The organism is Paenibacillus marchantiophytorum (assembly GCF_014640555.1).
GTDB lineage: Bacteria > Bacillota > Bacilli > Paenibacillales > NBRC-103111 > Paenibacillus_E > Paenibacillus_E marchantiophytorum.
On record NZ_BMHE01000063.1, the window covers coordinates 1 to 26,549 of the forward strand.

At 42.3% G+C, this 26,549-nt stretch carries 24 protein-coding genes and 1 pseudogene; 22 read left to right on the forward strand and 3 right to left on the reverse strand.

The window, feature by feature from the left end:
- Window positions 1-291: 291 nt before the first annotated feature.
- From IEY34_RS32385 to IEY34_RS32440, 12 genes are all read left to right on the forward strand, one after another.
- The gene (locus IEY34_RS32385; RefSeq protein WP_229757946.1) at window positions 292-1,107 is read left to right on the forward strand and encodes a putative protein N(5)-glutamine methyltransferase; all 816 of its coding nucleotides are present in this window, start codon (window positions 292-294) and stop codon (window positions 1,105-1,107) included.
- 88 nt (window positions 1,108-1,195) lie between these two features.
- Entirely contained in the window at window positions 1,196-1,849 is a 654-nt protein-coding gene (locus IEY34_RS32390; RefSeq protein WP_189019844.1) for a TetR/AcrR family transcriptional regulator, read from the forward strand.
- 75 nt (window positions 1,850-1,924) lie between these two features.
- Window positions 1,925-2,515: an NAD(P)H-dependent oxidoreductase gene (locus IEY34_RS32395; protein WP_189019846.1), complete on the forward strand. Its 591-nt coding sequence runs from the start codon at window positions 1,925-1,927 to the stop codon at window positions 2,513-2,515.
- 38 nt (window positions 2,516-2,553) lie between these two features.
- Window positions 2,554-3,801 (forward strand): MFS transporter, encoded by a 1,248-nt coding sequence (locus tag IEY34_RS32400; RefSeq protein ID WP_189019848.1) that lies wholly within the window; start codon window positions 2,554-2,556, stop codon window positions 3,799-3,801.
- A gap of 30 nt (window positions 3,802-3,831) precedes the next feature.
- Window positions 3,832-4,425, forward strand: a complete 594-nt coding sequence (locus IEY34_RS32405; RefSeq protein ID WP_189019850.1) for an HD domain-containing protein — start codon at window positions 3,832-3,834, stop codon at window positions 4,423-4,425.
- 85 nt (window positions 4,426-4,510) lie between these two features.
- Window positions 4,511-4,936: a DMT family transporter gene (locus IEY34_RS32410; RefSeq protein ID WP_189019852.1), complete on the forward strand. Its 426-nt coding sequence runs from the start codon at window positions 4,511-4,513 to the stop codon at window positions 4,934-4,936.
- A 40-nt stretch (window positions 4,937-4,976) separates the two neighbouring features.
- Entirely contained in the window at window positions 4,977-5,693 is a 717-nt protein-coding gene (locus tag IEY34_RS32415) for a Crp/Fnr family transcriptional regulator (protein ID WP_189019854.1), read from the forward strand.
- The gene (locus IEY34_RS32420) at window positions 5,690-6,148 is read left to right on the forward strand and encodes a DMT family transporter (protein WP_189019856.1); all 459 of its coding nucleotides are present in this window, start codon (window positions 5,690-5,692) and stop codon (window positions 6,146-6,148) included. Before IEY34_RS32415 ends, IEY34_RS32420 begins: the two co-directional genes overlap by 4 nt.
- A 166-nt stretch (window positions 6,149-6,314) precedes the next feature.
- Window positions 6,315-7,214: a polysaccharide deacetylase family protein gene (locus IEY34_RS32425; RefSeq protein ID WP_189019858.1), complete on the forward strand. Its 900-nt coding sequence runs from the start codon at window positions 6,315-6,317 to the stop codon at window positions 7,212-7,214.
- 316 nt (window positions 7,215-7,530) lie between these two features.
- Window positions 7,531-7,908: a VOC family protein gene (locus IEY34_RS32430; protein WP_189019860.1), complete on the forward strand. Its 378-nt coding sequence runs from the start codon at window positions 7,531-7,533 to the stop codon at window positions 7,906-7,908.
- Window positions 7,909-8,485: 577 nt separating this feature from the next.
- The gene (locus IEY34_RS32435; protein WP_189019862.1) at window positions 8,486-8,869 is read left to right on the forward strand and encodes a nuclear transport factor 2 family protein; all 384 of its coding nucleotides are present in this window, start codon (window positions 8,486-8,488) and stop codon (window positions 8,867-8,869) included.
- Between the two features lie 481 nt (window positions 8,870-9,350).
- A complete protein-coding gene (locus IEY34_RS32440) occupies window positions 9,351-12,866 on the forward strand; it encodes a hypothetical protein (RefSeq protein WP_189019864.1) in 3,516 nt (1,171 codons plus the stop codon).
- 127 nt (window positions 12,867-12,993) lie between these two features.
- On the opposite strand, the gene IEY34_RS32445 is transcribed toward IEY34_RS32440, so the two are convergent.
- A complete protein-coding gene (locus tag IEY34_RS32445) occupies window positions 12,994-13,560 on the reverse strand; it encodes a TetR/AcrR family transcriptional regulator (protein ID WP_189019866.1) in 567 nt (188 codons plus the stop codon).
- Window positions 13,561-13,827: 267 nt separating this feature from the next.
- Between IEY34_RS32445 and IEY34_RS32450 the strand changes: the two genes are divergently transcribed.
- Window positions 13,828-14,460 carry a biotin/lipoyl-containing protein gene (locus tag IEY34_RS32450; RefSeq protein ID WP_189019868.1) on the forward strand — a complete coding sequence of 211 codons (633 nt, stop codon included), beginning with the start codon at window positions 13,828-13,830 and terminating at the stop codon, window positions 14,458-14,460.
- Window positions 14,444-15,583, forward strand: a complete 1,140-nt coding sequence (locus IEY34_RS32455) for an ABC transporter permease (RefSeq protein WP_189019870.1) — start codon at window positions 14,444-14,446, stop codon at window positions 15,581-15,583. The genes IEY34_RS32450 and IEY34_RS32455 overlap by 17 nt, the downstream gene beginning before the upstream one ends.
- 415 nt (window positions 15,584-15,998) lie before the next feature.
- Here IEY34_RS32455 and IEY34_RS32460 read toward each other — a convergent pair whose 3' ends face one another.
- Entirely contained in the window at window positions 15,999-17,318 is a 1,320-nt protein-coding gene (locus IEY34_RS32460; RefSeq protein WP_189019872.1) for a catalase, read from the reverse strand.
- 248 nt (window positions 17,319-17,566) lie between these two features.
- On the opposite strand from IEY34_RS32460, the gene IEY34_RS32465 reads away from it, so the two are divergent.
- From IEY34_RS32465 to IEY34_RS32495, 8 genes and pseudogenes are all read left to right on the forward strand, one after another.
- On the forward strand, window positions 17,567-18,886 hold the full coding sequence (locus IEY34_RS32465; protein WP_189019874.1) for a WD40/YVTN/BNR-like repeat-containing protein: 1,320 nt from the start codon (window positions 17,567-17,569) through the stop codon (window positions 18,884-18,886).
- 31 nt (window positions 18,887-18,917) lie between these two features.
- Window positions 18,918-19,673 carry a class I SAM-dependent methyltransferase gene (locus tag IEY34_RS32470; protein ID WP_189019876.1) on the forward strand — a complete coding sequence of 252 codons (756 nt, stop codon included), beginning with the start codon at window positions 18,918-18,920 and terminating at the stop codon, window positions 19,671-19,673.
- A 104-nt stretch (window positions 19,674-19,777) separates the two neighbouring features.
- Complete coding sequence (locus IEY34_RS32475) at window positions 19,778-20,824, forward strand: Rieske 2Fe-2S domain-containing protein (RefSeq protein WP_229757949.1); 1,047 nt, start codon at window positions 19,778-19,780, stop codon at window positions 20,822-20,824.
- A 452-nt stretch (window positions 20,825-21,276) separates the two neighbouring features.
- Window positions 21,277-21,501 (forward strand): annotated as a pseudogene (locus tag IEY34_RS38200) (IS4 family transposase); the annotation flags it as partial.
- 656 nt (window positions 21,502-22,157) lie between these two features.
- Window positions 22,158-22,763 (forward strand): matrixin family metalloprotease, encoded by a 606-nt coding sequence (locus tag IEY34_RS32480; protein ID WP_189019878.1) that lies wholly within the window; start codon window positions 22,158-22,160, stop codon window positions 22,761-22,763.
- A gap of 23 nt (window positions 22,764-22,786) precedes the next feature.
- Complete coding sequence (locus IEY34_RS32485; RefSeq protein ID WP_189019880.1) at window positions 22,787-23,419, forward strand: hypothetical protein; 633 nt, start codon at window positions 22,787-22,789, stop codon at window positions 23,417-23,419.
- Window positions 23,420-23,490: 71 nt separating this feature from the next.
- Window positions 23,491-23,799 carry a hypothetical protein gene (locus IEY34_RS32490; protein WP_189019882.1) on the forward strand — a complete coding sequence of 103 codons (309 nt, stop codon included), beginning with the start codon at window positions 23,491-23,493 and terminating at the stop codon, window positions 23,797-23,799.
- A 257-nt stretch (window positions 23,800-24,056) separates the two neighbouring features.
- The gene (locus tag IEY34_RS32495) at window positions 24,057-24,488 is read left to right on the forward strand and encodes a hypothetical protein (protein WP_189019884.1); all 432 of its coding nucleotides are present in this window, start codon (window positions 24,057-24,059) and stop codon (window positions 24,486-24,488) included.
- Window positions 24,489-25,125: 637 nt separating this feature from the next.
- Here the strand turns inward: IEY34_RS32495 and IEY34_RS32500 are convergent.
- Window positions 25,126-26,544, reverse strand: a complete 1,419-nt coding sequence (locus IEY34_RS32500; protein ID WP_189019886.1) for an ABC transporter substrate-binding protein — start codon at window positions 26,542-26,544, stop codon at window positions 25,126-25,128.
- Window positions 26,545-26,549 lie beyond the last annotated feature (5 nt).

Here is a 26,549-nt window from a genome sequence, read left to right on the forward strand (position 1 = left end):
TCGTCACAATCACTATACCAAACCGAAGCGGTGTTTTTCTATTTTAGCAAGAGGTCAATCATTATCCTGGTTCTGCTATATGTATCAAGGATTTAAGACTAATTTCGCTCTGCGAAGTTTGAGTTATTATTACTACAAAAGCGGCAAAAATATAAATGAAAGTTACGTCTTCAACAGAAAAGAGGGTATTGTCGATACCCGACCCTGAGTGTGAAATGAATATGGACAGAAAGAATGACTATAGCTATTCTTTATAAAGCAGATTTCCTACACGTTTGTTATCCTATTCTTATGATAAATAACAGTTCGATTCCAGAGAAAATGAAATGGCAGATCGATGAGACGATCATCGTCAGCAGGCTGCGGGCCGCGGGCTGTGTGTTCGCCGAGGATGAAGCCAGGATGCTACTATCAGCAGCAAGTAACCCAGATGACCTCATAGCCATGGTGGATCGTCGATCAGCCGGCTTGCCGCTGGAGCACGTCATCGGTTGGGCAGAATTCTGCGGGCTTCGAATTATGGTGGATTCTGGCGTCTTCGTTCCTCGTTCCCGCACAGAGTTTCTCGTTCTTCAAGCTGCTTTGCGTGCTCATTCAGGAGCCGTTGTCGTTGACCTGTGCTGCGGTTCGGGTGCGGTGGGTACAGCATTGTGTGCTACCGTGGAACGGATCAAGCTGCACGCCGCTGATATCGACCCGGCTGCTGTAGACTGTGCGCGTCGTAACCTCACTGCCGTCGGCGGCAGTGTATACGAAGGTGATCTCTACGATGCGCTGCCAGCCAAGCTAAGAGGCCGTGTTGATGTGCTGGTCGCGAATGCACCTTATGTGCCTACCCATGCGATCAAGATGCTGCCGCCGGAAGCCCGCATACATGAGGCGCGGATTGCGCTCGAAGGGGGTGAGGATGGGCTTGATATTCAGCGCAGAGTGGCGGCTCAAGCACCGTTCTGGTTGGCACAAGACGGCTGCCTGCTAGTGGAGACTAGTCTGAGACAGGCGCCCCAGACCGTCCAGATTTTCGCGCAGAGTGGACTGATTCCACAGGTGGCTCGATCGGACGAACGGGATGCAACAGTCGTAATCGGAACGATGCCTTGCTCTTGAGCATTGCAATCTATTGGTTGACAATATAGATTATTTATCTCTATAATTTTGACTACTATCTATGTCATATTAAAAGGTGAATAATGCGATGTCTCCTCGGACCAAAGAGCAAAACGAAATCATTCGCAAGCAGCGTAAACAAGAAATATTACAAGCGGCTATCCGCGTTTATGTCGATAAAGGCTATGTCGCGTCTGAAATGAGCGATATCGCGGTTCAGGCAGGACTCGCGCATGGCTTAGTTTACTATTATTTCAAAAATAAGAAAGCTTTGTTCCGCGAGTTATACGAATATATGATGGAGGAGTCCAAGCAATATACGAAGACGTTTTTCCAGCAAGAGGGCTCTGCCTACACATTGTTCGAAAGCTACGCACGGATCGTCTGCGAGCGGGTTTTGGAGAATCCTGTCACGCAACGTTTTTATATGCGAATCAGCCTGGATGTGCATCACTTGTACACGCTAGAAGAGTTTTCTCCATTTGAGTGGATTAGAAACTTCATGTCTCAGATGACTTTGGCCATAGAAAAGGGCATCCAACAAGGCGCGATTCAGCAAGGTGACGCTAATTTGATGGCTGTGCAATTCTGGGGATCTGTCTCCCAGGGAATGAATTATTTGGATCAAATCCAGCAGGAGCTGACAACGCAAGGGATTCCTGATGCAGATAGGAAAGATCAGCTCAAGACGATATTGGATCAAGTAGTAGAATCGGCGATTTCGTTATTTAAACCTAAGTAATTTTTTTTCTTTTTATATTGACTTATATGTCAATCAAAAATAAGATGGAAATAAGAAGTGAAGGGAGTGAACGTAATGAAAATATTAGTTATTGCAGCTCATCCTAATTTACGTGAGTCACGTGTCAACAAACGCTGGGTAACGGAATTGCACAAGTATCCTGAGCATGTAACCGTGCATGAATTGTACGCAGCTTATCCAGGAAAAACAATTGATATTGAGCGTGAACAGGCACTAATTGCAGAACATGATCGCTTAGTGCTACAATTCCCTCTACAATGGTATAGCACGCCGGCTATGTTGAAGCAATGGGTGGATGACGTATTTACAACGAGTTGGCTGTTTAGTCATGGAGGCAGGAAAGTTGCTGGCAAGGAACTCATTCTCGCGATATCGATCGGCGGTGCTGAAGCGACCTATCAGGCAGGAGGCTTGATTGGGTACACGATCAGCGAACTGATGCGCCCTTTACAAGCCTTGGCGAATCAAATTAATCTGACATTGCTTCCGTATTTTACTTTGTACGGTGCGGTTAAGGCAACGGATGAGGAAATCGAAATCAGTGCCGCACAGTATGCTCAATATATTGTGACCCCTGAACTCAATCCACGAATTGCTTGGAAACGAAGCCTGGAAGCTATGCAAAAAACCATGATGACGGATTAGAAGTAATCCGGATTAACAGCAAGAAGAAAGGCGCATCCATGTGGACGTATACCGTAGATATATTTCGTGATTTATCTCCTGGCGTGAAGCGATTCATTGCTACGGAAAGCTTGTTTGGCATCGGGGTGGGCATCCTCAGCCTTATCCTAAATTTACATCTTCTAGAGCTAGGCTTCTCCAAAGGCGATATCGGCAGAATAACGTCACTAGGCGCATTGACGATTGGCTTGGCCAGTCTGCCTGCTGGCTACATCGTGAAGCATGTGGGGCGCAAAAAGATCCTCGTAACAGGCATGCTCTTGGCATTCCTGTCATTGACGGTGTTCGGATTCGCAACCAGCCTTGGTGCAGTTACCGCTGCGCAGGTCATCTGGTCACTTGCGATTACAGCCATCTTGAACACTGAAATTCAGTTAATTTTCCAATACTGCCGCAGCAAGAAAGAAGAGACAAGCGCTTATTCGTTGCTGTTCGCCGTTTTTACGCTTTTCACTGGCCTTGGCACATGGCTCGGCGGTTACTTGCCCGATTGGCTGCATGGCCAAACTTCGACCTACCAGTCCGCGTTTTTCGTTGCTGGTGGATGTCTGGCGCTCTCAGGTATATTACGCGGATTGCTGCTTCCTTCTACTCATACTAGGGTGGGAGATGCTGGGGAGACCCGCGGCGTACAAGGAGCGAAGCCTTCGAACCAGCCCAAAAGGGGGCATGCGATCTATTTCCTGTTGCTGCTTTCACTGTTAATATTCAATTCAGGCTTTACTTACGGACTGCTAAGTCCCTTCCTGAACGTCATCCTGAAGTTTCGCTTTCAAATGGAGGACGGCAACATCTCAGGATTGCTTGCATTGTCTGGATTGTTCTTCTTTATCGGTTCCATCGCTATGCCGTATATCGTAGAGAGATGGGGCAGCCGGAAAACGTTCGTGTTCCTGTTTCTGTATAATACGGTGGTCGTTGCCTTGATGGCGCTAGCTATGCCAGCGTCGGTATTCGCGATTCTGCTGCTCATTCGCGGGACGGGCTTCACGATGCTGAACAATTTGATGGACAGCGAATGCATGTCGGCAGTGGCCGAAGAAGACCGCAACTTGTTCGCAGGCATGCGGACGGTCTCGCGCAGTATTGGCAACACGATTGCTTCTTTTTGGGCGGGCTATATTTTGGCTGGAAATCACTATTCGCTGCCTTTCGTTCTTACGGCGGTTGCCATGCTGGCGGGTTATGCTGTGTATGCGTGGTTCGTGCAGGGCATGCTGGATAAAAGACTGCGAGATCAGTCTTGACGAAAAGTAATTTTGAAGGAGACGTTTGAAATGGAAACGGAACGAATTAAACAACAAATCGAATTTATTCGTGAAATTGATGGGTTGAAGCACGTGCTTCGTCAATCTTACCTAATGAACGGCTCGCGGCGCGAAAATGATGCTGAACATACTTGGCATATAGCTGTGATGGGATTATTGCTTAAAGAACATGCCATCGATCAGAATTTGAACTTGAAGAAAGTCGTTCACATGCTGCTAATTCATGATCTGGTCGAGATTGATGCTGGAGATACTTTTGCCTATGATGTCAAAGGGTATGAAGATAAATGGGATCGGGAATTAGCGGCTGCTAAACGTATTTATGGGCTTCTTCCTGTGGATCAACAGACCGAGTGGATGGACCTATGGCTCGAATTCGAGGAAGGTCAGACGACGGAAGCCAAATATGCTGCTGCGATGGATCGACTTCACCCTGTGCTGCATAATTTCTATACGGAAGGCATAGCTTGGAAAGCTCACAAAGTTTCAGTTGGTGTGGTAAAGATGAGGGTCGCTGTCGTTGCTGAAGCAGCTCCTGCATTAGGGCAGTTTGTCGCGGATCTGCTTGAAGAAGCAGTAGAAAAAGGTTATCTATTGCCATAGATTGAGGACATATGTCCTTGCCCTAAACTCAGGCACATCGTTAAATAAGAGGAAGAAGTGCCGAGATTAAGGGAGGTTTACAAGGATGAAAGGATTTATATATGCTTGTTTGGGCGGAGCATTCCTGACATTGCAAGGTGCAGCCAATGCGAACATAGGTGAAAGGATCGGAACTTGGCAAGCGGCCACACTCACCCAAGGTACCGGATTCATAGCAGCCTGGCTGCTTGTTTGGCTGATTCGTGATAGATCTTGGCGGAATCTCAAGCAGGTGAAGCCTGTTTATAGGTTAGGCGGGGCATTGGCAGCCTTCATCCTGTTCAGCAACATCACGGCGTTTCACCGGAATGGCGCGGCTTTGACGGTGTCGGCAGTGCTAATTTCTCAGATCACCGCGACCATTTTGATGGAAAAGAAAGGCTTGTTTGGTCAAGCTCCGCTTCGCTTAAGGCCAGCGCAATGGGCCGGCGTGGGGTTAATGGTTATTGGCATTCTTTTGATAACCGTATGATGGTTGCAATCGATACCCAGTAGAGGAGGGAGCGCTTGAAATGAAAGAGATTATAGACATGATACGGATTAATCGCTATTTAAGTGAATTTGGCTTAGAAGAAGTTTTCCCAGAACCGCTGAGGCAGCATATGATCTTATACCGGTTTGAACCGGATGAAACACTTATTTTGCAAGGCGAAGAATCCCAAATTCTATTTTTACTGGTGCAAGGAAAAGTTAAAGTATATACAACCTCAATAGAAGGGAAAACGTTGCTGATAAATTTTACAACTCCTTTAGGGCTGATTGGAGAAATTGAATGCTTGAAGGGGTGGGAGAATCTAAACACCGTAACTGCGGTTTCCGCCGTAGAGACGATCGGTATCCATAAGCGCTGGTTAAGCCAGTATAGGGAGGAGGCACCCTTTCTGCGCTTTTTGCTAGACATGGTGACCCATAAATTCTACTTAAAGTCGATTTCACTTAGTTTCAATCTGCTGTATCCCGTAGAAGTGCGCTTGGCCAGTTATCTGTTGTCAATTTCTTCTGAGGACCAGAATGAGATACAAGCAAGCGTAAGCGTGTCCAAATTAAAAGATACGGCGAATCTGATCGGGACCAGTTACCGGCATATGAATCGGGTACTTCAAAGTTTCTGTTCGGCAGGATTCGTAGTGCGCAGAAGTGGAACACTCGTCGTGAAAGACAGACAAGGGCTAATCACGGTAGCTGGCCGAAATATTTATGAGAGTGCTGAAGGGAGGGAGCATCTATGATAGTGGGCATCTTGATGGCTTTGGCCGCAGGTTCTTTCATAAGTGTTCAAACGATGTTCAACAGCAAAGTTAACGAAGCTGTAAGCTCTCAGACGACGACTGCTTTGGTATTGGGGATGGGTTTTGTAGCTTCCCTCAGTATGGGACTACTGTTTGAAGGAGTGGAATACTTTGCTTTAAAGCCTATGCACGCGTGGTACTGGTTTAGCGGTTTATTGGGGATTGGCGTTGTGACCTGCGTAGTAAGGGGAGTAAAGCTGCTAGGAGCCAGCAATGCGATCTTACTCGTCATGGTTTCTCAGCTGATCTGCGCATTGTGGTGGGATTCCGTAGGCTGGTTCGGTCTGGAGACAGTGACGCTTACGGTGCAAAAAGCAATTGGGGTTACTGTTTTAATCTGTGGCCTGATCCTGTTTAAGGCAACACCTAAACGTTTGAAGACAGTATCACACTAGATATTAGCCAAAGCGTGGATCATAGAAGCGCAATTAGGATTGGAAGAAGTAGAGATGATGCCTCATGTCAGCAAATGGTGGATGGTATTGAGAAGTTCTAATCGCTGAACCTATGAGTATATTGTAGGGATGGTTTTTTGGAGCTTCTTAGGGAGGTTGATCTCGAATGCCCACTTACTTCCTACTATTGCTTCTCCTCACGGGGGGCTGGACACAGGCGGAACAGCAGGAAAGTCCATTAGATTCAATTTGTTCGCCTTCCGCTGTAAGCGCACCCAAAGTTTCGCCAATGGCTAAGAAATCGATTCATTACACGAATAAAGCTTTGTTTTTAACTTATCATCATCTGGCTGATAAGGAGTCTTTCATCACAATAACACCCAACAAATTTAAGCAGCATTTGCAGGCATTAAAAGATAATCATTATAATGTCATAACGATTGAAGATTATGCTTGTTTTCATGCACATCGGAAGGCTTTGCCTCCGAACGCGGTTGTCATCACGTTTGACGACGGGTATCGTTCTTTTTATGAGAAGGCGTATCCTATGCTCAAGCAAATGGGATATCCAGCGACCAATTTTGTTATTGTGAGCGATGTTGACTCCGATAACCCCTCATTGCCATTCCTAACCTGGCCACAAATCGTTGAGATGAAACGCGATGGCTTTAGCTTTTACTCGCATACGTATGATCTTCATCAGAAAAAGCGTGATGAAGCAGGCAATTTAGTGCCTCCATTGACTAATCGGATCTACTTGCCAAAGGAGCAACGATTGGAATCGGAAGAAGAAAAGCGGCAGCGAGTGGGAGGAGATTTGCTGTTGGGTGAGGCGCTGCTAAGAAGCAAGCTTCACAATCAGCTTTCGCTTCTCTGTTTCCCATTAGGGGAATACAATCAAGCAGTGATAGACGACGCCAAACAGCTTGGATTTTCTTTGTTTTTAACCACAAAAGAAGGTATTAACTCAGGCAGCAGCGAAGAAATCACCCGAATAAGTGCGGGGATGCCGTATGTATCCGCAGATATTTTGCTCAAAAAACTGCTGCAATATGATCAGAAATAGATGTAAAGGAGGTAAGCTTCATTTCTACAAATAAACAGTTGTATATCGGATTCATTTTCTTCCCCATTATCATTCTACTAAATGGTGTGGTCATTGTTGGCACACCTCATTCGTTTGTTAAAATTATGAATTTAATTTCAATTGTTGCTGTGGCAGGGGCTTTGGGGGCTTTCATCAGAGAAATCTTTGTTCGGAGAGAAAAGGAGAGAGGGGAAGAAAGTTGAACTAGTTGAAAATATTAGGTATAGTAAACATGCCTGCGAAATAATGACGTTTTGGGACATCTATCCAAAATTAAAGAAATGGAGAATAACAAATGATTAATAAAATCGGACAAGTTATGTTATATGTGAATGATCAAGATGAGTGTTTGAAATTTTGGACAGAAAAAGCAGGGTTCAGCGTAGTTGCTGAGGAAAAAAACGAGTATATGAGATGGATTGAAATTGCTCCAACTAATGATTCTCAAACGAGTTTTGTGCTCCATAATAAGGCCGTAATTGCTAAAATGCAGCCTGAATTAAATCTTAGTACACCTTCATTATTGTTTTTCTCGGACGAACTTGATTCCTTATATCAAGATTTTAAGGACAAAGATATCACTGTCGGAGAACTTGTAACTATTCCATCCGGAAGAGTATTCAACTTTGCCGATAATGAAGGAAATTATTTTGCTGTTTTGGAAAAAAAGTAATTTCTGCGGAAATGCGTCTAGTAGAAAAACAAAAACCGTGGTCGATTTATCGAGCACGGTAAAGCCATATCATTAGATAAATAAGTCAAAGTCATCATTCTTCATCTTTAAATTCCACGGGTTTCTCATGGAGCGAAGTAGCTGCGATCTGACCCAAATGATTATCAACAACAGCGCGAACCTTCATTGATTTAGTTGCAAAAAGCATATAGTTCAGTTCCTCCGGACGATGAATTACTATCGTCTCTTTTCTATTTTCCATGGCAAATTAACGATTTCTCATAGCATCCACGTAATCTTTGGCAGCTTTCAAAGAGAGGCCTGTGGCATCTCTTAATTATTTGATGGCCTCAATCGCCTTGCCACCTGCCAGTAGAACCTGAAGCCGCTGCTCCAATACCGGGGAAAGTTCCAAAGCATAGAGAGGTTTAGTGTAAACGGAAGCAGCAGCAGAAGCAGCAGAAGCTGGCATCTTGGGAAGGGGATAGGTATCCGGCCGACCCTCCAGACGTTATTCCCAGAGAGGCAAAATAGTCCGGTGTTTATCCATGTCAATAAATGTGAGAGGAGTAAGACCATGATTAGTGAAAAGAATAAGGAAATCATTGAAAATTATATTGAGGCTTACAATTCATTTGATCTAGAAGGTATGGTTAAACTTCTGCATAAAGACATTCTGTTTAGGAATTTTTCAAATGGTACGATGGATACAGAAACCAGAGGAATACAAGAATTTGGTGAATTGGCGGAAAAATCATCTAAGATTTTTTCTAGCCGTCATCAGACAATTACGCAATACCATGCTGAAGGTGACACAACTGAAATACTTATTGATTATGAAGCCATATTGGCGGTTGATTTGCCCAACGGGTTAAAGCTTGGAGACAAGATTCAATTAAAAGGGAAGTCCGTATTTGGGATTCATGAAGGGCAGATATCATTAATTGAGGATTACAGTTGAGTAATTGGTTAAAGCGAACTGCATAAACTATCTATTTTTTGAGCGGCCTTCAGTTATTGAAGGTCGGTTTTTGGGTTACCCTAGCTGCCTCATGGGGAGGGAGGGGAACTACAGTGCGCTATTGTAGCCAAAAGTGTCAATCTAGTGATCCGAAGGGAACTACAGTTCGCTATTTGGCTATTTGGTGGGAAATTCAGCGCTTTTCGTGAAAATAAGACACTGTAGTTCCGCGAATACCCTCGTATCCTTGCTATTTACTTAGATAGCGTACTACAGTTCCCTTTCAGCATTTGTTGCTTAAATGAGGCTCATCTCTTAGGGCGGCGGTTGTGTTTAGAAGTTGTGCCAATGTACCTGACCGTTAATCATAAATAGATTGCAAAACTGATGAGCCAATTGTAAACTATTACCATATCAATTGATTCTTAGTGTATAGTACACACCATGCGATGAGATTCGCTTGAACGAGAGGGGGGAATTTGTGTTCAAAGCTGCTAAGACACCAAAACATACACATGCAGGACCTGCTGCTGCAATGAATTTGCAATCCCAAGAGGCAGTTGATACGAAGGAACAAGGAGTTCCCACTTCAATATCCTCAGGGATACCTTTAAGTCCTGCCACTGTTATGCAGTTGCAACGAACCGTGGGCAATCAAGCCGTCATGCAGTTGCTGAGGCAGCCAAGCAGCCAAGCATCTAGGGCAGTAAACAAACCTGTGGTCAGTCGATCAGCTTCATCTGACGGACCTAAGCTGCAGCGTTCCATAGATAAGTCTCCAGATCAATATTTTCAGGAGCAGAGTACGGATGTTATTCCCGATGACCTATTAAAAAAATATTTGTACCAATATATGTGGGAAATTGCTGTCAACACTGAAAAACAGACATTTAAACAAGCGATACTTGAAGCCACGAAACGTTCACCTGACCAGAAATTAACTATTGTTGCCACATGGGACCAACTATTGTCGGCCTTTCATAACAATGATCTCAAGGGTGCCATCGGTTTGCTGAATCAACTCATTGAGGAGACGAAGGATGCTTTCATATTGCCTCTCCTACCAGCCGATAATAGTAATTCCAAAGATGCGAAACAACGTGCACTGATCGTCCAAGGCGCACATATGCGGGGAGACATGTATGGCGTCGCTGGCGCGTTGGCTCTTCGTCCAGACTTGAGCGTCGTCATTCTTTCAGATTTCGCTCACTATGGAACAGCTAAAATGATGGAAAGCTTCTATCAAGGAGTGATTGGCGAGAATCAGAACGTCTACATCCTTCATGTTCCCAATGCGAAGAAAGAATATAATGAGGGTTTTATTGGCAACAAAAAAGATTGGATAAACACAAGAGCTGCGGAATTCGAAACTTCAACAAAAGAAGAAAACAAAGAACGAAAGTTCGCGTCAATGGAAATCACGTCAGAAACGAAATTAATCAGTGAAAGCTTTGACAAGAACACCAAAGGTTCTTATGCCACGATTAAAGACAAATGGTTGGGTAAAGCTGATTCTCACAAAGAAGCTGAGCTCCAAAAATGGCTGGAAGATAAGATGCAAATGCCCCCAGGCGCTTATGCGCTATTATGGATGAAACAAGGTGAGCTTACGCACCCTCATGCACATCACTATACAAGTGAAGGAAGTCAGCAAAAGCTTATTAAAGATGTTAAGAAATCGGGAAGAACACCGGTAAATATCGGGGATAGAATAGGGGAGGCAACAATCCCCGATTTAACCGTGTTCTGGAATCATCCGGAGTTTCCTTACCAGAACGAAGGACGCAAAGGGCAGCTTCGCATGCTCCATTATTTGGCTCATTCGGGACAATATGATGTCGTGAGTGTGGGGATGCGCAGCGGTATTCTGGAAGGCCCGGCTTTGGTAGGCATGAAGGTTATTTTCATGGAGGAAGAAGGCAATGATCAAGCTGCGAGATGGGAAAATCTGATTGGCACCATGCCGAGTCTCAAACGTGTTATTCTGGATGCGCCGCCGGGGCTGGCCGAGAAGAAACTTTGGATTAATAACATCCTATGGAGAAATCATAAAAGCGAAAAACTGGGCGGCATGAAAGTGATTGAGCATCTCGAGGAATGTTCAGGACTTAAGCACAATGACATCGCTAAAATACTTCTCGACTGTACATACTTGCCGGATGCAGAGAATCCGTTGATGGACATGGTCAATGTGGCTAATAAAGACGAGATTCGAGAAAAAGTTCACTCTTTATTAGAAGCAGCTTCTCAAGAAATGAATGAAGAATATGAACTAGACTGGAAAGAAAAGATGTTGGGTGTTGTTACCGCGGAGTCGAAAGAAGGCATGAAAGATAGCGAGGTTGGGGTGCTCAATCATCTTTTGACCTCCTGGGATGAGCCCGTGGCAGCGAAGGATCCAATAGCAGAATCCGAATTTTGGAAGAGAACACGTCGAAGCAATACCAATGACCCCAACTTTAAGTGGGAGAATGAGAAGAGGGACCAAACCCTTGACCGCAAAAACAAGCAACTGCAAGCACAGCTGGAGGAGAAAGGTTTAGGTCTCGTTCTGAAAAACAGAGATCAAATCGCTGAATTTAGAGTCGAACAGTCGGAATTCGAAGAAACCGTTTTAATGACAGAGTATAGGGATAGACTCAGCAAGGAAATCTTCAGACTTATGGATTCGGCGGTCGAATCGGAACATAAAGCACCTATGAAAGCGCTGCTCCTTGAGGATCAGGTAAAGTCTCAACTTGGAACCGTTGATTATGAATCGAAACGATTGCATTCTGTAGATAGAGAAGACCAGGAAATTGTATTTTCTCTATTCAATGATCCGATATCCGTACTTGTGAATGTTTTTAAGTATGATGCCATGATAGCTAAACTAATGATGGACAAAATGAATAACAATCTGCTTGCAAGTTATAATCTGATCCGCCTGCATACGAAAAACTTTCCTTTTCTTGATAAATATAAGGATGCAGCCATTTCTAAAGATCCAATCGCAAGCGGTAAGCAGAAAAACGTTTTTGGTTTGGTCGATTATGATGACTTGGTCATTGGGATTATGAATCGCGATGATAGCTTCAAAATGCTTTGTGGTGAGCTCAGCGTACTCCATGATATTAAGCAGATTGATCCCCAATTGCCTATGGTTGACATTATCGGAATTACCGTACATGGAGATCTCCCGGCGGTTATTATGAAGCGTTATGCTGAGCATTCCAAAGATTTCGTCAAGGTCAAGGATTCGGATCAGTTAAAAATGCCCAAGCATTTGAATGCTTCAAGTATTCAACAAATTATTGAGATGGAAAATAGAATGATCGCGGCAGAGATTCGCATTTCTGATTTGCAATTTCTAATTGATGAGCAAGGTCGAGTTGTTCTTGCTGATCCAGGTGGACTTGTTAAGCAATATGCGCCTTCCAAAAATGAAGAAGCTGTTATCGACAATTTATTAGCTACCAACATTGATAAATTATTGAGAGAAAAAGGAATTCAAGATCATGTCTGGGATGAAATTGAGCTTGCTAAACAGATAAGCGAGCTAACTGGAAAAAAACCAAATGACGTTAGAGTGAAGTCGATTATCGACATTCTAAGCAAGAAATACGCGTATAAAATCAATCTTGACAGTTCTTTAAAGTATGCTAATTTGGTAGCACCCAAATCGGCAACAGCATCCCAATCCAAGACCACAAAAGCGGTAAAGAAAGGAAATGCTCGCCAGAATTCCGGTGCTACACAAGTTACTGCTTCCACTCCGTCTCGAGTTTTCAGCAGAGATGAGCAACAAATTATGGACGTTTTGAAAAGCAAAACAGACACAGACTATTTCGTTGAACTGCCTGATGGCTATGGGGATATTGAGATTATTCCAATTTTTGGTATAAACACAGTCCAATTTGACATTGCCTGGAGATCATTGAAGCACGATAGGATAGTTTCCATAACCAAAGGTGGCATTTCACTGAGCACGAAAGAGAAGAACAAAATGAAGAAGTGATTGTTCACGTTCCTATTCCAGTACTACCGCCTGTGATACAGAAAAGGGAGGGGTGTGAGGGTGGAAAGCCGACCACTCCTTTTGAAATTCATTGGTCTTCAGCTCGCAGCTAATGAGACTCGTGACATCAGGACTTAATTAGCTCTTTCGCATGCTGCTTGCCAGCTGTGAGAAGGTTGTTGCTGAGTTTACTGTCATTAACTGAGCGTGCCAGCACTAGAGTTCCGACCATAGTACTAAGCAATATGCTACCTTTGGCTTTGTCTATTTTCCCAACATCGGAAATAAAGTCAATCATACGTTCTAGCTCGTTGGTGAACACCTGCCTAATCTCATCGGAGGCACGGGAAATTTCACTGGAAAGGGCGGGGAGGATGCAGCCCATCTCGGTTCTGTCGCGATGCTGCGTGCTTAAATAGTAATCAATGACGGCATTGATTTTGGGGCCTTTATTTTCCTGGTCAGCGACTTCCTGCAAAAATGAAATCGTATCGCTAATGGCATAGCGACAGGCTTCGGCAACCAGTTGCTCTTTGTTGTCAAAGTGGGAGTAGAACCCTCCATGAGTTAGTCCAGCACCTTTCATAATAAAAGGAACGCTGATGTCGCGAATCCCATTCGTACGAAAAGCTTGTGCAGCACTTTCGATGATTTTACCTCTAACTTTAAACTTATGACCTTCAGGGTATGGCATCGTAATCACTCCGTTACGTATAAGTCTATCTTAAAATATTATAGTCATCATAATAAAACATGTCAATTTCTCCTGTTGCAGCCGCTTGTCATTAGCAGGCATACAGGCAGCTATTGACTAATTTAAAATATGATGATTATAATATATTACGTTCATCATATTTTGAAGGGGCAGTGTATGAGGAGGTGTTAGGTGAATAATACGCTGGAAGCAGCCGAGAACACCGTTTGAAAAATCAAGCACTCATGGAGAGGGAGAGATCGAGCAATGAATTTTAAAGCAGGAATCTATATTGGAATTGCTATCGTGGTTATTGCAGGAGGTGCGCTTCTTGCTGCTAAAGGCAAAGATGCCGTTAGTCAGGCTGAGAGCAGAAAGCAAGGCGTGCTTGAGGCGGAGCAAAACATGGTCGTGTATGACAAAAGTAAGGGGATAATTGTTAAAATAAACGCGGCTGCGGGAGATTCCGTCAAGCAAGGAGACATTCTATTCAAGGTGAAAACAGCCGAAGGAGCAGATGTGGATATACTTTCGCCTAATGATGGATTGCTTAGTAAAATCATGGCTAAGCCGGGAGATCAGCTTGCGCAAGGTATGCCGATTGCGGTCGTGCAAAAAACAAGCTATTATGCGGACCTTTATGTGCAGGAAGGGGAAATTCAGAAGCTTGATGTCAATAAAAGCATTCAAGTTCATTTTCCATATCTGAAGCGTTCTGCCCAAGTCGATGGCGTTGTCGCTTCGATCTCGGCTGCCCCCCAATTTGCCAGCTTACGCATGACACGCGAGAGAGGGCAAGCTGATTTAAGCATGTATCTTGTTCGAATAACGGTGAAGTCAAACTCCGATCTTCTTCCTGGTATGACAGCGGAGGTGGACCTTGATGAAATCGTTGATTGAGGAGTGGAAGTACGCAGCGAGCAGCAAGTACCTTCTTACAATCTTTATGGCACCGCTCATAGCGGCTTTGTTTTTTGGGTTGATGTTTTCGAAAAACCAAATTAGCAAATCACCAGTTGTTGTTATTGACGAAGACCACAGTGCTTATTCGCGACAACTGATTTCGAAACTGAACGCGTCCCAATATATGAAAGTTACGAATGTATTTGCAGGTCGTATAGACCCCGAAACTTTGCTGGCAAACGAGCAGTCTGTAGCCGTCATTATGCTTCCTAATCAACTAGAGTTGCGTAAGTTGCAAGGCAAATCTACGAATATCGGGATTCTAATGGATAACACGATGCCCTCAGGGCTAATGGGTATCCGAACGGCTATTCAAGAGATCCTCACAACGGAGAATATGACTTTATCCATGACACGTCTGGGGCAAAGTGGGATGGAGGCGGATACGGCCAAAGGGCTTATATCGCCGCTATCTCTTCAACAGCGAATGTTGTTTAATCCAACAACAAGTTATGTAGACTTTATGGTCCTTGGATTTGTGAATATCATCGTGCTGATGATGACAACCAGCGCAGCCGGATCGATTGCGCCTAGACTTCGCAAAGAAGGGAAGCTGCTTGCGAATGGCGTATCGCCTGCCCAGCTCTGGGTCCGCAGCGTTCCTTATGCTGTGCTGAGTACATGCTCATTAATCCTGAGCTATGGTCTATTAAAGCAAATAGGTAATATGCGTTTTGAAGCTGAGCCTTACATTTTTATTATTCCATTGCTAATATATTCTTTTGCCTTGTCACTAACGGGATTATTGATTGGCTATACGGCCAAAGATGCGTCCAAAGTGAGTTTGCGAACAAGTCTTGTCTTGTATCCGTCATTTCTGGCTACAGGAATTCAGTTGACCCCGCTTGCTTTTCCCATGTTTTTTCAGATCATCGCATGGGCGTTGCCCATGAACTGGCTAAACCGTTTACTACGTGGAATGGCATTTCGGCATGGATCACTGACAACCTACAGTTTGGAGATAGGAGCATTAGTAGTCATTATTGGCGTTGCATCCTTGTTAATCGGATTGTTGATGCTTCGTGAAGTGCGCAAAACGAATGTTCCAATGGAGTATTGAGTGGTTAAATAGTCACAAGGTTATCTGTCCAAGAGATATGCACTTTATTTCTTTTGTATCTAACGCTACATTTTTTATTCCTGCGAATATGGATGAATTCACCAACTCTCGCGCTCCTTTTGAACATAGTCGTCCGCTGTTTCATTTTCCCACAATATTCAGTTTTGCTCTCGTTCTGATTTCTTCAGGTATGGTTATCTGATACCTTGTGCGTATCTCGCTCTCCGATTTTACGATATGGTCCAAATGAATCAACTCCTCGAAATTATTATTTTTATAATTATATCATGCAACATGAGAAACCTTTTAACGCATTTCTTTTTTGTCACAACCCAAAATAAGGGAATAGTGATTACAGAAAAAAGCATCCGAACACACCTGAATTAGGGTGTCTGGCTGCTTTTTTTGTTAATATCTAGTTTGACTGCATCTGAATCTGTCTGGAAACCCGTTCTCCTAACTCTGCTGACGCATGGTACAGGTAGCTCATAACAATACTTTGCGTTTCATGGGATATGCTGGAAAGATCGGCAGCAAGGTTCTCAACCAGATGATCTTGCTGAACAGGTGGAAGGGAGTGATAATACTCTCCCGCCTGTGTGAAATTATCAGGTTTGGGCAGATCGGATCGTACGAGGCGACCTTCTAGGAATCTACCTTCGCCACTTGTCTCCATTGAACCGGGTGACCAGTTATGCTGATGGTTAATAGGGATTTTCCGGAAATCAGGTCCCAATCGCCGCCGCTGTGAATCCGTGTATATATTCGCCCGCCCTTGTAGCATCTTATCATCCGATAATTCGGCTCCCTCCAAAAGATTGGAAGGTGAAAATGCGATTTTCTCGACTTGCTCCATATAGTTATCCGGATTACGATTTAAAACGAGCCGACCTACAGGCAGCAAAGGATATTGTCTGATATCCCAAACCTTCGTATCATCCAGTGGATCATAGGGCAGGCTGACTGCGTCTCCGGGATTCATCATTTGAACATATAGCCCGTATTCGACCGCCTTCCCTGAAGCAAGAGTGTCATAAAGATCCTTGCCGGCGTAATCGGGATTTTCCCCCGCTAATTGGGCTGCTTCGTGGCGATCGATAACCTGAATACCGGCAAGAGGATACCAGAGATATTTCACATAAGTTCGGACACCCTGTGCATTCCTCCAAACATAGGTGTTGACACTATGGCCCGGAATGTGGCGGAGGCTCTTGACCGTACCGGCGTCCGAGTATAGCTGAACAAGGAAATGCGTAGATTCCGGCGCTCTTGCTATGAAGCTCCAAAATCGTTCCGGGTCGATCAAATTATTGACCGGCGATGGCAAAAAGGCCTTGATCGATTCTGGGAATCGTATGGCATCTCGAACCAAAAATACGGGAATATGATTGCACAATAAATCAAATACACCTTTTTCTGTATAAAATTTAGTGGAGAATCCCCGTACATTTCGGGAAGTGTCAGGGGTACCCTTGTTACTTACTGCAAGGGAAAATCTTACTGTCACAGGGACCTGCTGACCAGGATTCTGCAGAAAGCAAAGCTGGGTGTGTGACGCCATGGAGTTCACGGTCTGAAAGTATCCGAATGCGCCATAACCCTTTACGTGTACGGGTCTCTCGATTATTTTGGTATGTACGAAGCTCTCCAGAGTTTCATGTAAAACACTGTCTTGTTCCAGAACGGGACCTCGCTCGCCGACGGTCTGAGAATGAAGGGGTGCGTTTTCTTCCATGATTCAACCTCCTGTAATCATCTCTGATATACATGGTTATGTTGAAATTGAGGCAATCATGATAGATGGAATGATTTTTCCCGCAAAACGGTAGCTCATCTTTTTTACTTCATATTACTTGATATACGACGGGGTCGTTTTTTGAATATGACTCTCTTTGTGATTATTTTCAAACCTACTAATTCCAATATATGGTATAATGGGGTAGCGGAAATTGATGAAAAAGGAAATGAGGGTGATAACTGTTTATGTCCAAAACAAAAATCCCGCAGATTACGAAAGAGTTTGCTAGTTTTCTTAACCTCAGAGGTCTTCCTCTACTAGTTGAAATAATCAGGAGATCCAAAACATTTATCTTATACTTATTTATTAATAAAAAGTTTGAAGAATTCCTATCATTTTTAGTTTGGGAAATAGTGCATTTTTTAAAAATTAACAGAAAAAATGTTATTCATTTGATGAATATCTCGAGCTTAAAGTATTCTGATGAAGAAATGTTAGATAGAGATAAATTTAACTGGAAAATTGAGGGGGGGACGTGCGAGTTACTTCCTGTTTCTTGGACACTTGTATATATCGTTAGCAACGAAGAGATGCTAGGGGTGGCCAACAATAGATTAAATGTTCTTGTTAGAAGTAACAACGAAGGTACTACTTATACAGATGTTTTTACATTTTCTTCATGCATAGATGCAATTTATGTAAGTCATAATTACAACATTTATGTATGTAGTGATGGAAACGTATACAAAAGTAAAGATAACGGAGCAACTTTCAATGTCGTTTTACAACTAAGCACTCCACATAGTGTATTTATTCATAATTATGGAATAACAGAAGATGACAAAGGGACTATTTTCCTTGGTGAGTATGCGAATGTATGGGTGGAAAAGAAAGGCTGGAAGAATGTGGCTTATATTTATTACTGCCCAAATAATAGTGAAAATTTTACTAGATCGGATTTCTTTATTAAGGAAGGAGCCAATAAGCATATTCATATGATTAGGTATTGCAGCTACCTTAAGAAGCTGTTCGTAACAGATGGTGACAATAAAAAACGAGTGTGGATAAACGATTCCATGCAAAATTATTCAGTAAGGTCTTCGGCCAATCAACGTGGGTGGCGATTAATAAATAAAAGACACATAGATACAGGAGGATACACTTCTGTAGTTTCCTTAACGGATGGGGTTCTGTTCGGAAGTGATTATTTAGGTGGGACGAATTTTATAATAAAAACAGTAGACGGCATAAAAATGAGCAAAAAAACTTTGCCAGATCCAATAAGACGTAACCCTATTTACAGTATTGTTAATGTGAAATCTAGAAATAGAAACCAAGTTTGGGTGAACTCTGTAAATGATTTAGGAAGGCAAGATGCTAAAGCAGTTTTGTTTTATTCTAATGATAATGGAGAAACATGGTTCAATTTTATTGAATATGACGGTTTAAAATGTAAGATTGAAATACGATCAGCATCGTTAAATCCAACAAATTACTTTCTAGCTTCCATATGCAATAAAGAAAATAATCGTATCATTGGAACCTTTAAAATCAAATTGGATTAATTTCCACGGTAACTAGGAGGGCGACCATACGTTGCATAACAATAAACCAGAGAAACTGCATGATATTTGGCTAAACAGTGTTATGGATAGCGAGGATACCTTTATTTATCTTTTAAATACGATGGTTAAAAGTGCCTTTTACTATATTGATTCATGTATGAAAGAGGAAAGTATGGTTTTAGATATCGGATGTGGCACTGGTTTAATTACAAATGTAATGTCTAATATAAGCAATAACGTTTATGGCGTGGAGGTAGACATTACCAAAGTAAATGAAGCCAAAGATAGATATAAGAAACCTTTCTTTGTGAATGGAGACATTCAGAAATTGCCTTTTCAAGACCATACGTTTGATATTGTTACGTCGTTTAGTGTTCTTCAATATGTAGATCGAAAAACAGCACTTTCAGAAATACATCGTGTTCTTAAACCAAATGGAAAGATAGTGTTTCTTGAAAACCTTTACGGCAATCCATTTGTAATGCTCTATAGGATGTTTCGTCCCAACATTGAAAACCCCTATATGATGCCCAAAAAACACATAAAGTGGTCTGAGATAACAGAATTTAATCCTTATTTTAAAGTGACTGATTTAGAAACCTTCCATCTAACAACACCATTGTCGATTGGGATTAAGAAAATCCGAAAAGCAAACACGACGAATACAATGGAATCAAATATTTGTTATAATTTCCTGCAAGACGTTGATGGGTTTATGTTAACGCACTTTAAATTTTTGAGAAGATTTTCTTGGAACTTTGTCTTATACGGAGAAAAAGTAATTTAATTTAATTTAGCTTAAAATTAATTTCCGCCTTTAGGCGGTTTTTTTATAAACATTTCTAACAAATATCATCCTTAATGATAATGAACCGTGAGGTGAGCCCGATGATGATATCTGAAAACAAGGAAATGAACGTAGATATCCAACTTCCCCGTGACTGTACGTTCACACCACAGGATTGGCAAGTATTGGCCCAATATTGGTATCCAGTTGCTCAAGCAAGCGAAATCACAGAAAAGCCGATCGGTATAAAGCTCTTGGATGTGAAACTCGTTTGTTACCGCAGCAACGAGAGGGTGGTTGTTGCTCGTGATCTTTGTTTTCATCGAGGTGCTCCCCTTAGTAAGGGCTGGGTTGAGAACGGGGAAATCGTTTGTCCTTATCACGGTTTTCGTTATAACTGCGAAGGCAAGTGTACCTCAGTTCCAGCGCATCCCGATGCTAAAATTTCGCCTAAATTAAAATTAATTGTCTATCCGGTAGTTGAAAAATACGGCTTGATTTGGACATCTATTTTATCCAGTGAAGAGCAGATACCCCAGTTTATAGGTTGGGATGATCCGGATTATGTCAATGTATTGCCTCCGAGCTTCGACATTGCCGGTTCGGCCGGGCGTCAGCTAGAAGGCTTTTTAGATGTATCGCACTTTGCTTATGTGCATACAGAAACATTCGGTGACCGTAATAACACCGAAGTACCGCAATACAAAGTCAAGCGGGAAGGGAATGAATTACTTGCCGAATATTGGAGTACGGTTAGCAATTACGGAAAAGGTCAGGATAATCCTGCGCCCGAGGGATTTGAATGGCTTAGAGAATTTCGGGTGTTTCCTCCGTTTGCAGCGTCGCTAACGGTTTACTTTCCAAACGATGGAAAGCTGATGATTTTGAATTGCGCATCGCCGGTATCTGCCCGCTATACACGGTTATTTAGTCCAATTTCGCGGAATTTCGATAAAGATACTCCCGTTGAAGACACCATCAAGTTTAATCTACAAGTCTTTCAGGAGGACCGCGAAATGGTCGAATCACAGACTCCCGAAGATTTACCGCTTGATCTGCAGGCCGAAGCCCATATTCCAGCTGATCGCACATCCATTGCTTATAGGCAGCTTCTTAACGAGATAGGGCTCGGACGAACTTATACGACATAAGGAATTGATTGCTAAAAGTTTAGATAACTTATGTGGCCAATATAACTCAAGTAACTTTTCGTAAGGGAAGACAGCTGGATAAAAGTGATTTGAACGACTTCCAAATGACCGTTTTCTCCTATAAGAAGCAGCCACCGGCGAACGTCGCTTTTTGTAAAGGTCAGTGCAACGCGGCGAAATAAACAAAGAAACCAGTTAAACACGAAAAAACGTGTTAGACTGGTTTTTGCTATTACGCTGTCGTTTCCGTCAGTTCAACCCTAAAACAACATATTATATTAATTTGTTTATTCATTAACTCAACTTTCGCACCTAAGAAAGCAGTCTAATTCCTTGCCGTTGTAAGAGTATAGAACAAAAATAGGCATCTCTTGACAGAAAAACACCCTCTTTGTTTGGTATCATGGAAGTATCGAGCAGCCATGCAAACAAAGAAAGGTGTTGTAATTCATATGTTACACCAAAAACCCTTGTGTGAACAGGCAAAAACACGTTTTTCTATCTTGTTCTCAACCTTACAAATTGGTCAACTCTTACGAAAAGCTGGAATTAACAAGCCGTTTGGTCCGTCCAGTTTAGCTGTGTTTCAAATCTTGTTCTCTCTCGTGTTTGAAGGTCGAAATTGGTTTCGTCTTTTGGAGAGTGAGCGTGGTGCGTCGCTACCTGGAAAAGACGTCCATCAGCACAAAGTCAGCTGTAAATCCAGCAGAAAGTGCACGCTGTAACAAGTCTACGACGGCGTCCGGCTTACGGATGAGAGCCTCTAGCCGACGTTTGTACCAGCTGGTTTACTCAAGCACCGTTACTTCGGAAGCCAGTGGTCATTACTGCTCATTGAAGTCCACATTTGTCATACCGCCCCTATTAATCTTCTTACTAAGCAGTATTGACCAGTTTTCTATTGATCAGACATAGCCATGGACTATAGCGAGGAAGCTTCATTCTTCTTCGTACGATGCCGGACCAAACGGGGAGTATCAATAGGTGATTTTTGTCGTTTACAAAAGGTTAATAGACTTATATTTCGACAATTTATTTAGAGTAACTGGGTATATTTCACCAGTGCTTGGGTTCTTAATAGTGAATTTTAAGGTAAAATTAGGAAATGGGATGCATTTATATTAAAGGGAAATTTTGTATACTGAGAGAGTCAGGCCTGATAAAAAGTCAATTTACTTTAGCTGAATTCTCTTAATACTTGGTTTTACCAAAGAAAGTGTCAGATTATTAACTTATGCTTTTTGGTTTAAGCAATAACCAGAATTACCAAGAGTGAGTTTCACAAGTGCATAGCATATTATTAAAATAAGTTTTATTAGGGGAGGAATATTGTATGAAAGCAAAAAAAATAGTAACAGTAATTCTTACTACAGTTATTGGCTTAACTGTTGGTGTTAGCTCGGTTTGGGCTTATGGTACAATCTCCAGCGGTATTAGTAGTCCACCACTCACATTTACAAAGTGGAATGGTTTCGACCCAGCTACATATACTGCTTTTTCCAATTCCGCAGCGCCATGGAATGTAGTAAGTCAGGGGGAGATTAGTAAAAATATTATTGATCCAAATGGGCCTACAACTTCTACTAACACATATCCAGTAGATGACTATACAAATTTAATAACTAAGGGAGACAGGGGCTTAAATAAATATGTAGCGCAGACTACAACTTATAAATATATTTATCCTTGGATTGATAACCATACACTACATGTTGATATAGATATTAATGGATCATTTGCCTGGTCAAATAATCTAACACCAAATACATACGATGTTCAGGATAACATGGCACACGAGTTTGGTCATGCTGCAGGGTTGGATGATTTATATGGGTCTGGGGATTCGCAGAAAACGATGTGGGGATACTCCACGTATGCTGATAGAACTCGTGCAACACTTGATACTGATGATATTAATGGGATTAAAGCCTTATATTAATTAAGAGGGGATATGATAAAAAGATGAATAAGAAAATGGTTGCATCTATATTTGCTGCATCCCTAGTTGTGGGAGCATTATCATTCCAGTTGATTCCAACCTTGTTGGGTAAGGAACTGATTCATTCAGATGGTTCTATTCCGTATAAGGATAAGACGACTTTAGTTGGTGAAGCTGATGTCATCGTTTCTGGGACGGTTTCTGAAGTTCTACTTAGTAAATGGAGTAATCCTGGGGGGAGTAGAGGCGCGGAGGTTAGCAACATTCTTCAAACAGACATAGTTGTGTCAGTAAACAAAACTTTTAAAGGAAATCCTACCAAAAGTGATTCTGTAGTGATCAGAATTGACTCAGGGGAAACTAAAGATGTGAAAGTTATTTCAGAAGGATATCCAAGTTTTGAAAAAGGGGAAGAGGTTCTTGTCTTCCTTTCAAGAGATGATAGTGATGTTGCTAATACAAAAGAAGATTACTATATCCTAACTGGAATGCTCCAAGGTAAATATAATTTAAAAGAAAAAAATGCAGATAAGAAGATTTTCAAAGGGGTAAGAGATGAGATCGATCCTTCAACTTTTACCAATGAAATACCAAACGAGATAGAAAAATTCAAGGATAGACCTAAAATGAAAGATGCAAAATTATATCAACCATAGTATAATATTGAACCATCCTTTGGTACTTCCAAGGATGGTTTTCTGCAAAAAAAAAAGTGAGGTGTTCACTGTTGAAAATTATTATCTATATGTTTATTTTCGTTTCATTGTTTACTGCATGTGATCAGTCCAGAGGTTCCTATCCTGCACAAGTCATGTGGGGTGATGTCATTTATTCTGAATCTGCTGAAACCGTACCATCCAAAGATATTGGAGAGCAAATAGGTGAGACAAATAAAAGAGTGCATCCTTTGCCAAAAAATAATGGCGAAGCAAATTCAGCAGAAGTAGGGAGTAAATTATATAGAATAGTTGGTGAAGATCAACAGAAAGCGATTGCTATAAAGAAAGGTGATGTATATTTTAGAGCTACTAACTAGGCCTATTAAGTTTTTTACCTTTATAATTGATACATTGGCATAATTTAATATTCTCCGATCATTAAAATTAAAGCCCATTAGCTGTTCTGAATATAACCGGCCTTGCTGTTAATAAAGTTATACATATTCACAAAACCCGTATTTTACACATATGTACATACGGGAGTTCTTGCGCAGTCTGATTACGGTTATTTCCGTGGTCAGACTTTTTTGCTACTTTTGCTCCTAAAAGTTCTATTTCCCTTTGGTAAATTTTCATGGATCAACGTGAAGCTTTAAGAAATGAACTCCAAGCCATTATTACTGCGGCCAAGCCCTTTGTCAAACGGTTACGTGAGCGTAGTTCTCATATTCAAGCTGGGCATTTTACCAACCTAGCTATGCAGTCTCGTAAACTCGCAGATCGTAATGACATGTTGCTTCCGACTTATCGGCGTTATGTTGACCGCATGATCGAAGAATTCAATTATCAGGTCTCTTTGGCTTATGAGAAACATCCTGATCTTAAGAAGCTATCTAAGCGCTCTGCAAAGGCGCTAGACGATCCAAAAGAACCAACAAAAGCTCTTAAGGTGTCGATTACCCTTCCGGTTCATGAATGGTTATTTGTGGATGAGAGCATTAAGAATGGGTTTGCTCAATCACGATCGGAGTATTTTCGGAAATTACATATTTCTCGTAGGAGGTGATTTTGGTTTAAACCTCCCAAGTAATGGAACATGCTTTCTGCGTAATGAATAAACCCCGTATTTTATACATATGTATGTAAACCAGAAAAAACACCATGCCTTTATTTGCCGTTATGTCGGTTGACAATAGCTATGGTTGTAGAATTTGCCAAGCGGTCTCATCTTACCGTTATCTTTCTCTATGAGCTTCCGTCTTACATTCTTGGGGCGATAGTTTTGCAGTTTGTTTTGGATTTCACTTACTAATCACAGCTGCTACCTTGGGCAGATTGTGGGCAAGCGAAAGCCAACCTACCTGGGGTAATACCAGCGTAGCTGACACCACCCGCAAACGTATGGATTAAAACGGTAAATTTCAGCCAGGTTGTCATTGCAGATATGATCAAAAACGGTACTACTCCCCTGTTCGTTTTCATCCGGAAGCCTATGAGGGGCTACGAATTCTCATGGCTAATCGAGACCGTGGAGACGTGCATAATATGGAATGATATGGGCGTGTTGAAAACCACACATTTGTTCCCGCATGCCTTTCTACCGTCCCTAGCTACCGGCTCCTCCGCGTACTCTCTTCTCTCGCACTTTCAACAAGGTGAAGCCCTGCGAATTCATGAGTCTGAGTGAGGAAGTTGCATCATTATCATTCATTTATATAAATCGTCACTCGGTTTTGAATGAGCTTGGCAACGTCATCGGCGGATTTTTGTCCTGTGAAATAAGCTTTGGCTTCCTCGGCAATGATCGTTTGAACTTTATTCATTGGCGTGATCGCGAGACTTGCATCGGAGATCATGGTCTTCATGGACTGCAAATCCTTGTCCGATACTTGGAGGACCCCGCCTTTCCCTGTATCAATCGTTCCTTTTTTCGCATCATTCGCTAAATCTGTCATCATCTTTTCAGTTACAGATTTCATCATGGAGAAGCCGTCTTGTTGCGGTATACTTTGCATCTCTTCGGATAATAGGAACTTCATGAAATCCCACGCCGTTCCTTTGATCGTTGAATTTGAATTCATCGCAATGGTTTGAAGCCCTCCGAATGCGACCCCCGATTTCTGTCCAGCCGCATGCGGCTTTTGGTAAACCGTTCCGTTTTTATAATATAAAGCGAGACGAGCCAAATAATCTTTTGGTGAATATATTTCGGATAGACGAAAGTTGGTATCTTTAGTTGGCAGGGGTTTGGCAGATATGATTTTCTCGTCGTACAAACTTTTTACATGCTTAAGCAGATCCGTAAAGACTGCCGAATCGAAATTCACTTTACGGCTAGCTCCATCCACCAATTGGGCATAATTGTCCGACACAAGCGAATTAAGCATCTCCTCGGGCTCCAACATGTCTAACGAGTAGGCGTGAACCCCTTTAGCCGCTAGTTGTTTCCCTACGTCTGCAAACTGACTCCATGTCCAATTCTTATCATCGATGGCGACACCGGATTTTTGGATAGCATTCGTATCTCCAAACAACATTTGCAAGTAAAATTTGGTCGGCAGAACATAGAGACCGCTGCTTATTTTTGAATTATCGAGTATGTTCCTATAATAAAGATTTGGATCAAAGGATTTATCCTTTTTTATGAGTTCGTCTAAGTTTACAAAAGCTTTTTTGCCAATATATTTCTCAATCGGCAAGTCGACTGTAGCAATAGCGAATAGATCCGCTCCTTTGCCCGACAAAATCTCTGTAGTGGATTGTTTGATATACTTCTCCACCTCAGCAGGGTTCATGACCCCACTTCCATTAGTCGCTGGACTAAACTCCTTAAATTGAATGGTTGTGTTCGGATGCGTTGCTTCATATTTTTGTTTCGCTTGTTTGTAGAAATCAGTTGTCGAAAGAATGGAAACGACAATGGTTTTCTTGCTGTCTTTGCTTTCATCCTCTATGAACCCGTCTTTCCCTGTAGAACCTGAACTACTTGTGGTGCCGGGTGTTTCTGTATTTCCAATACTGCTACTTACCGGTTTGTTGCTGCTATCCATTCTACTGCCACTACAAGCCGTCAAGCTCACGACGAATACCAAACTCATGAGTATACCTATCCACTTTTTCATTGTTA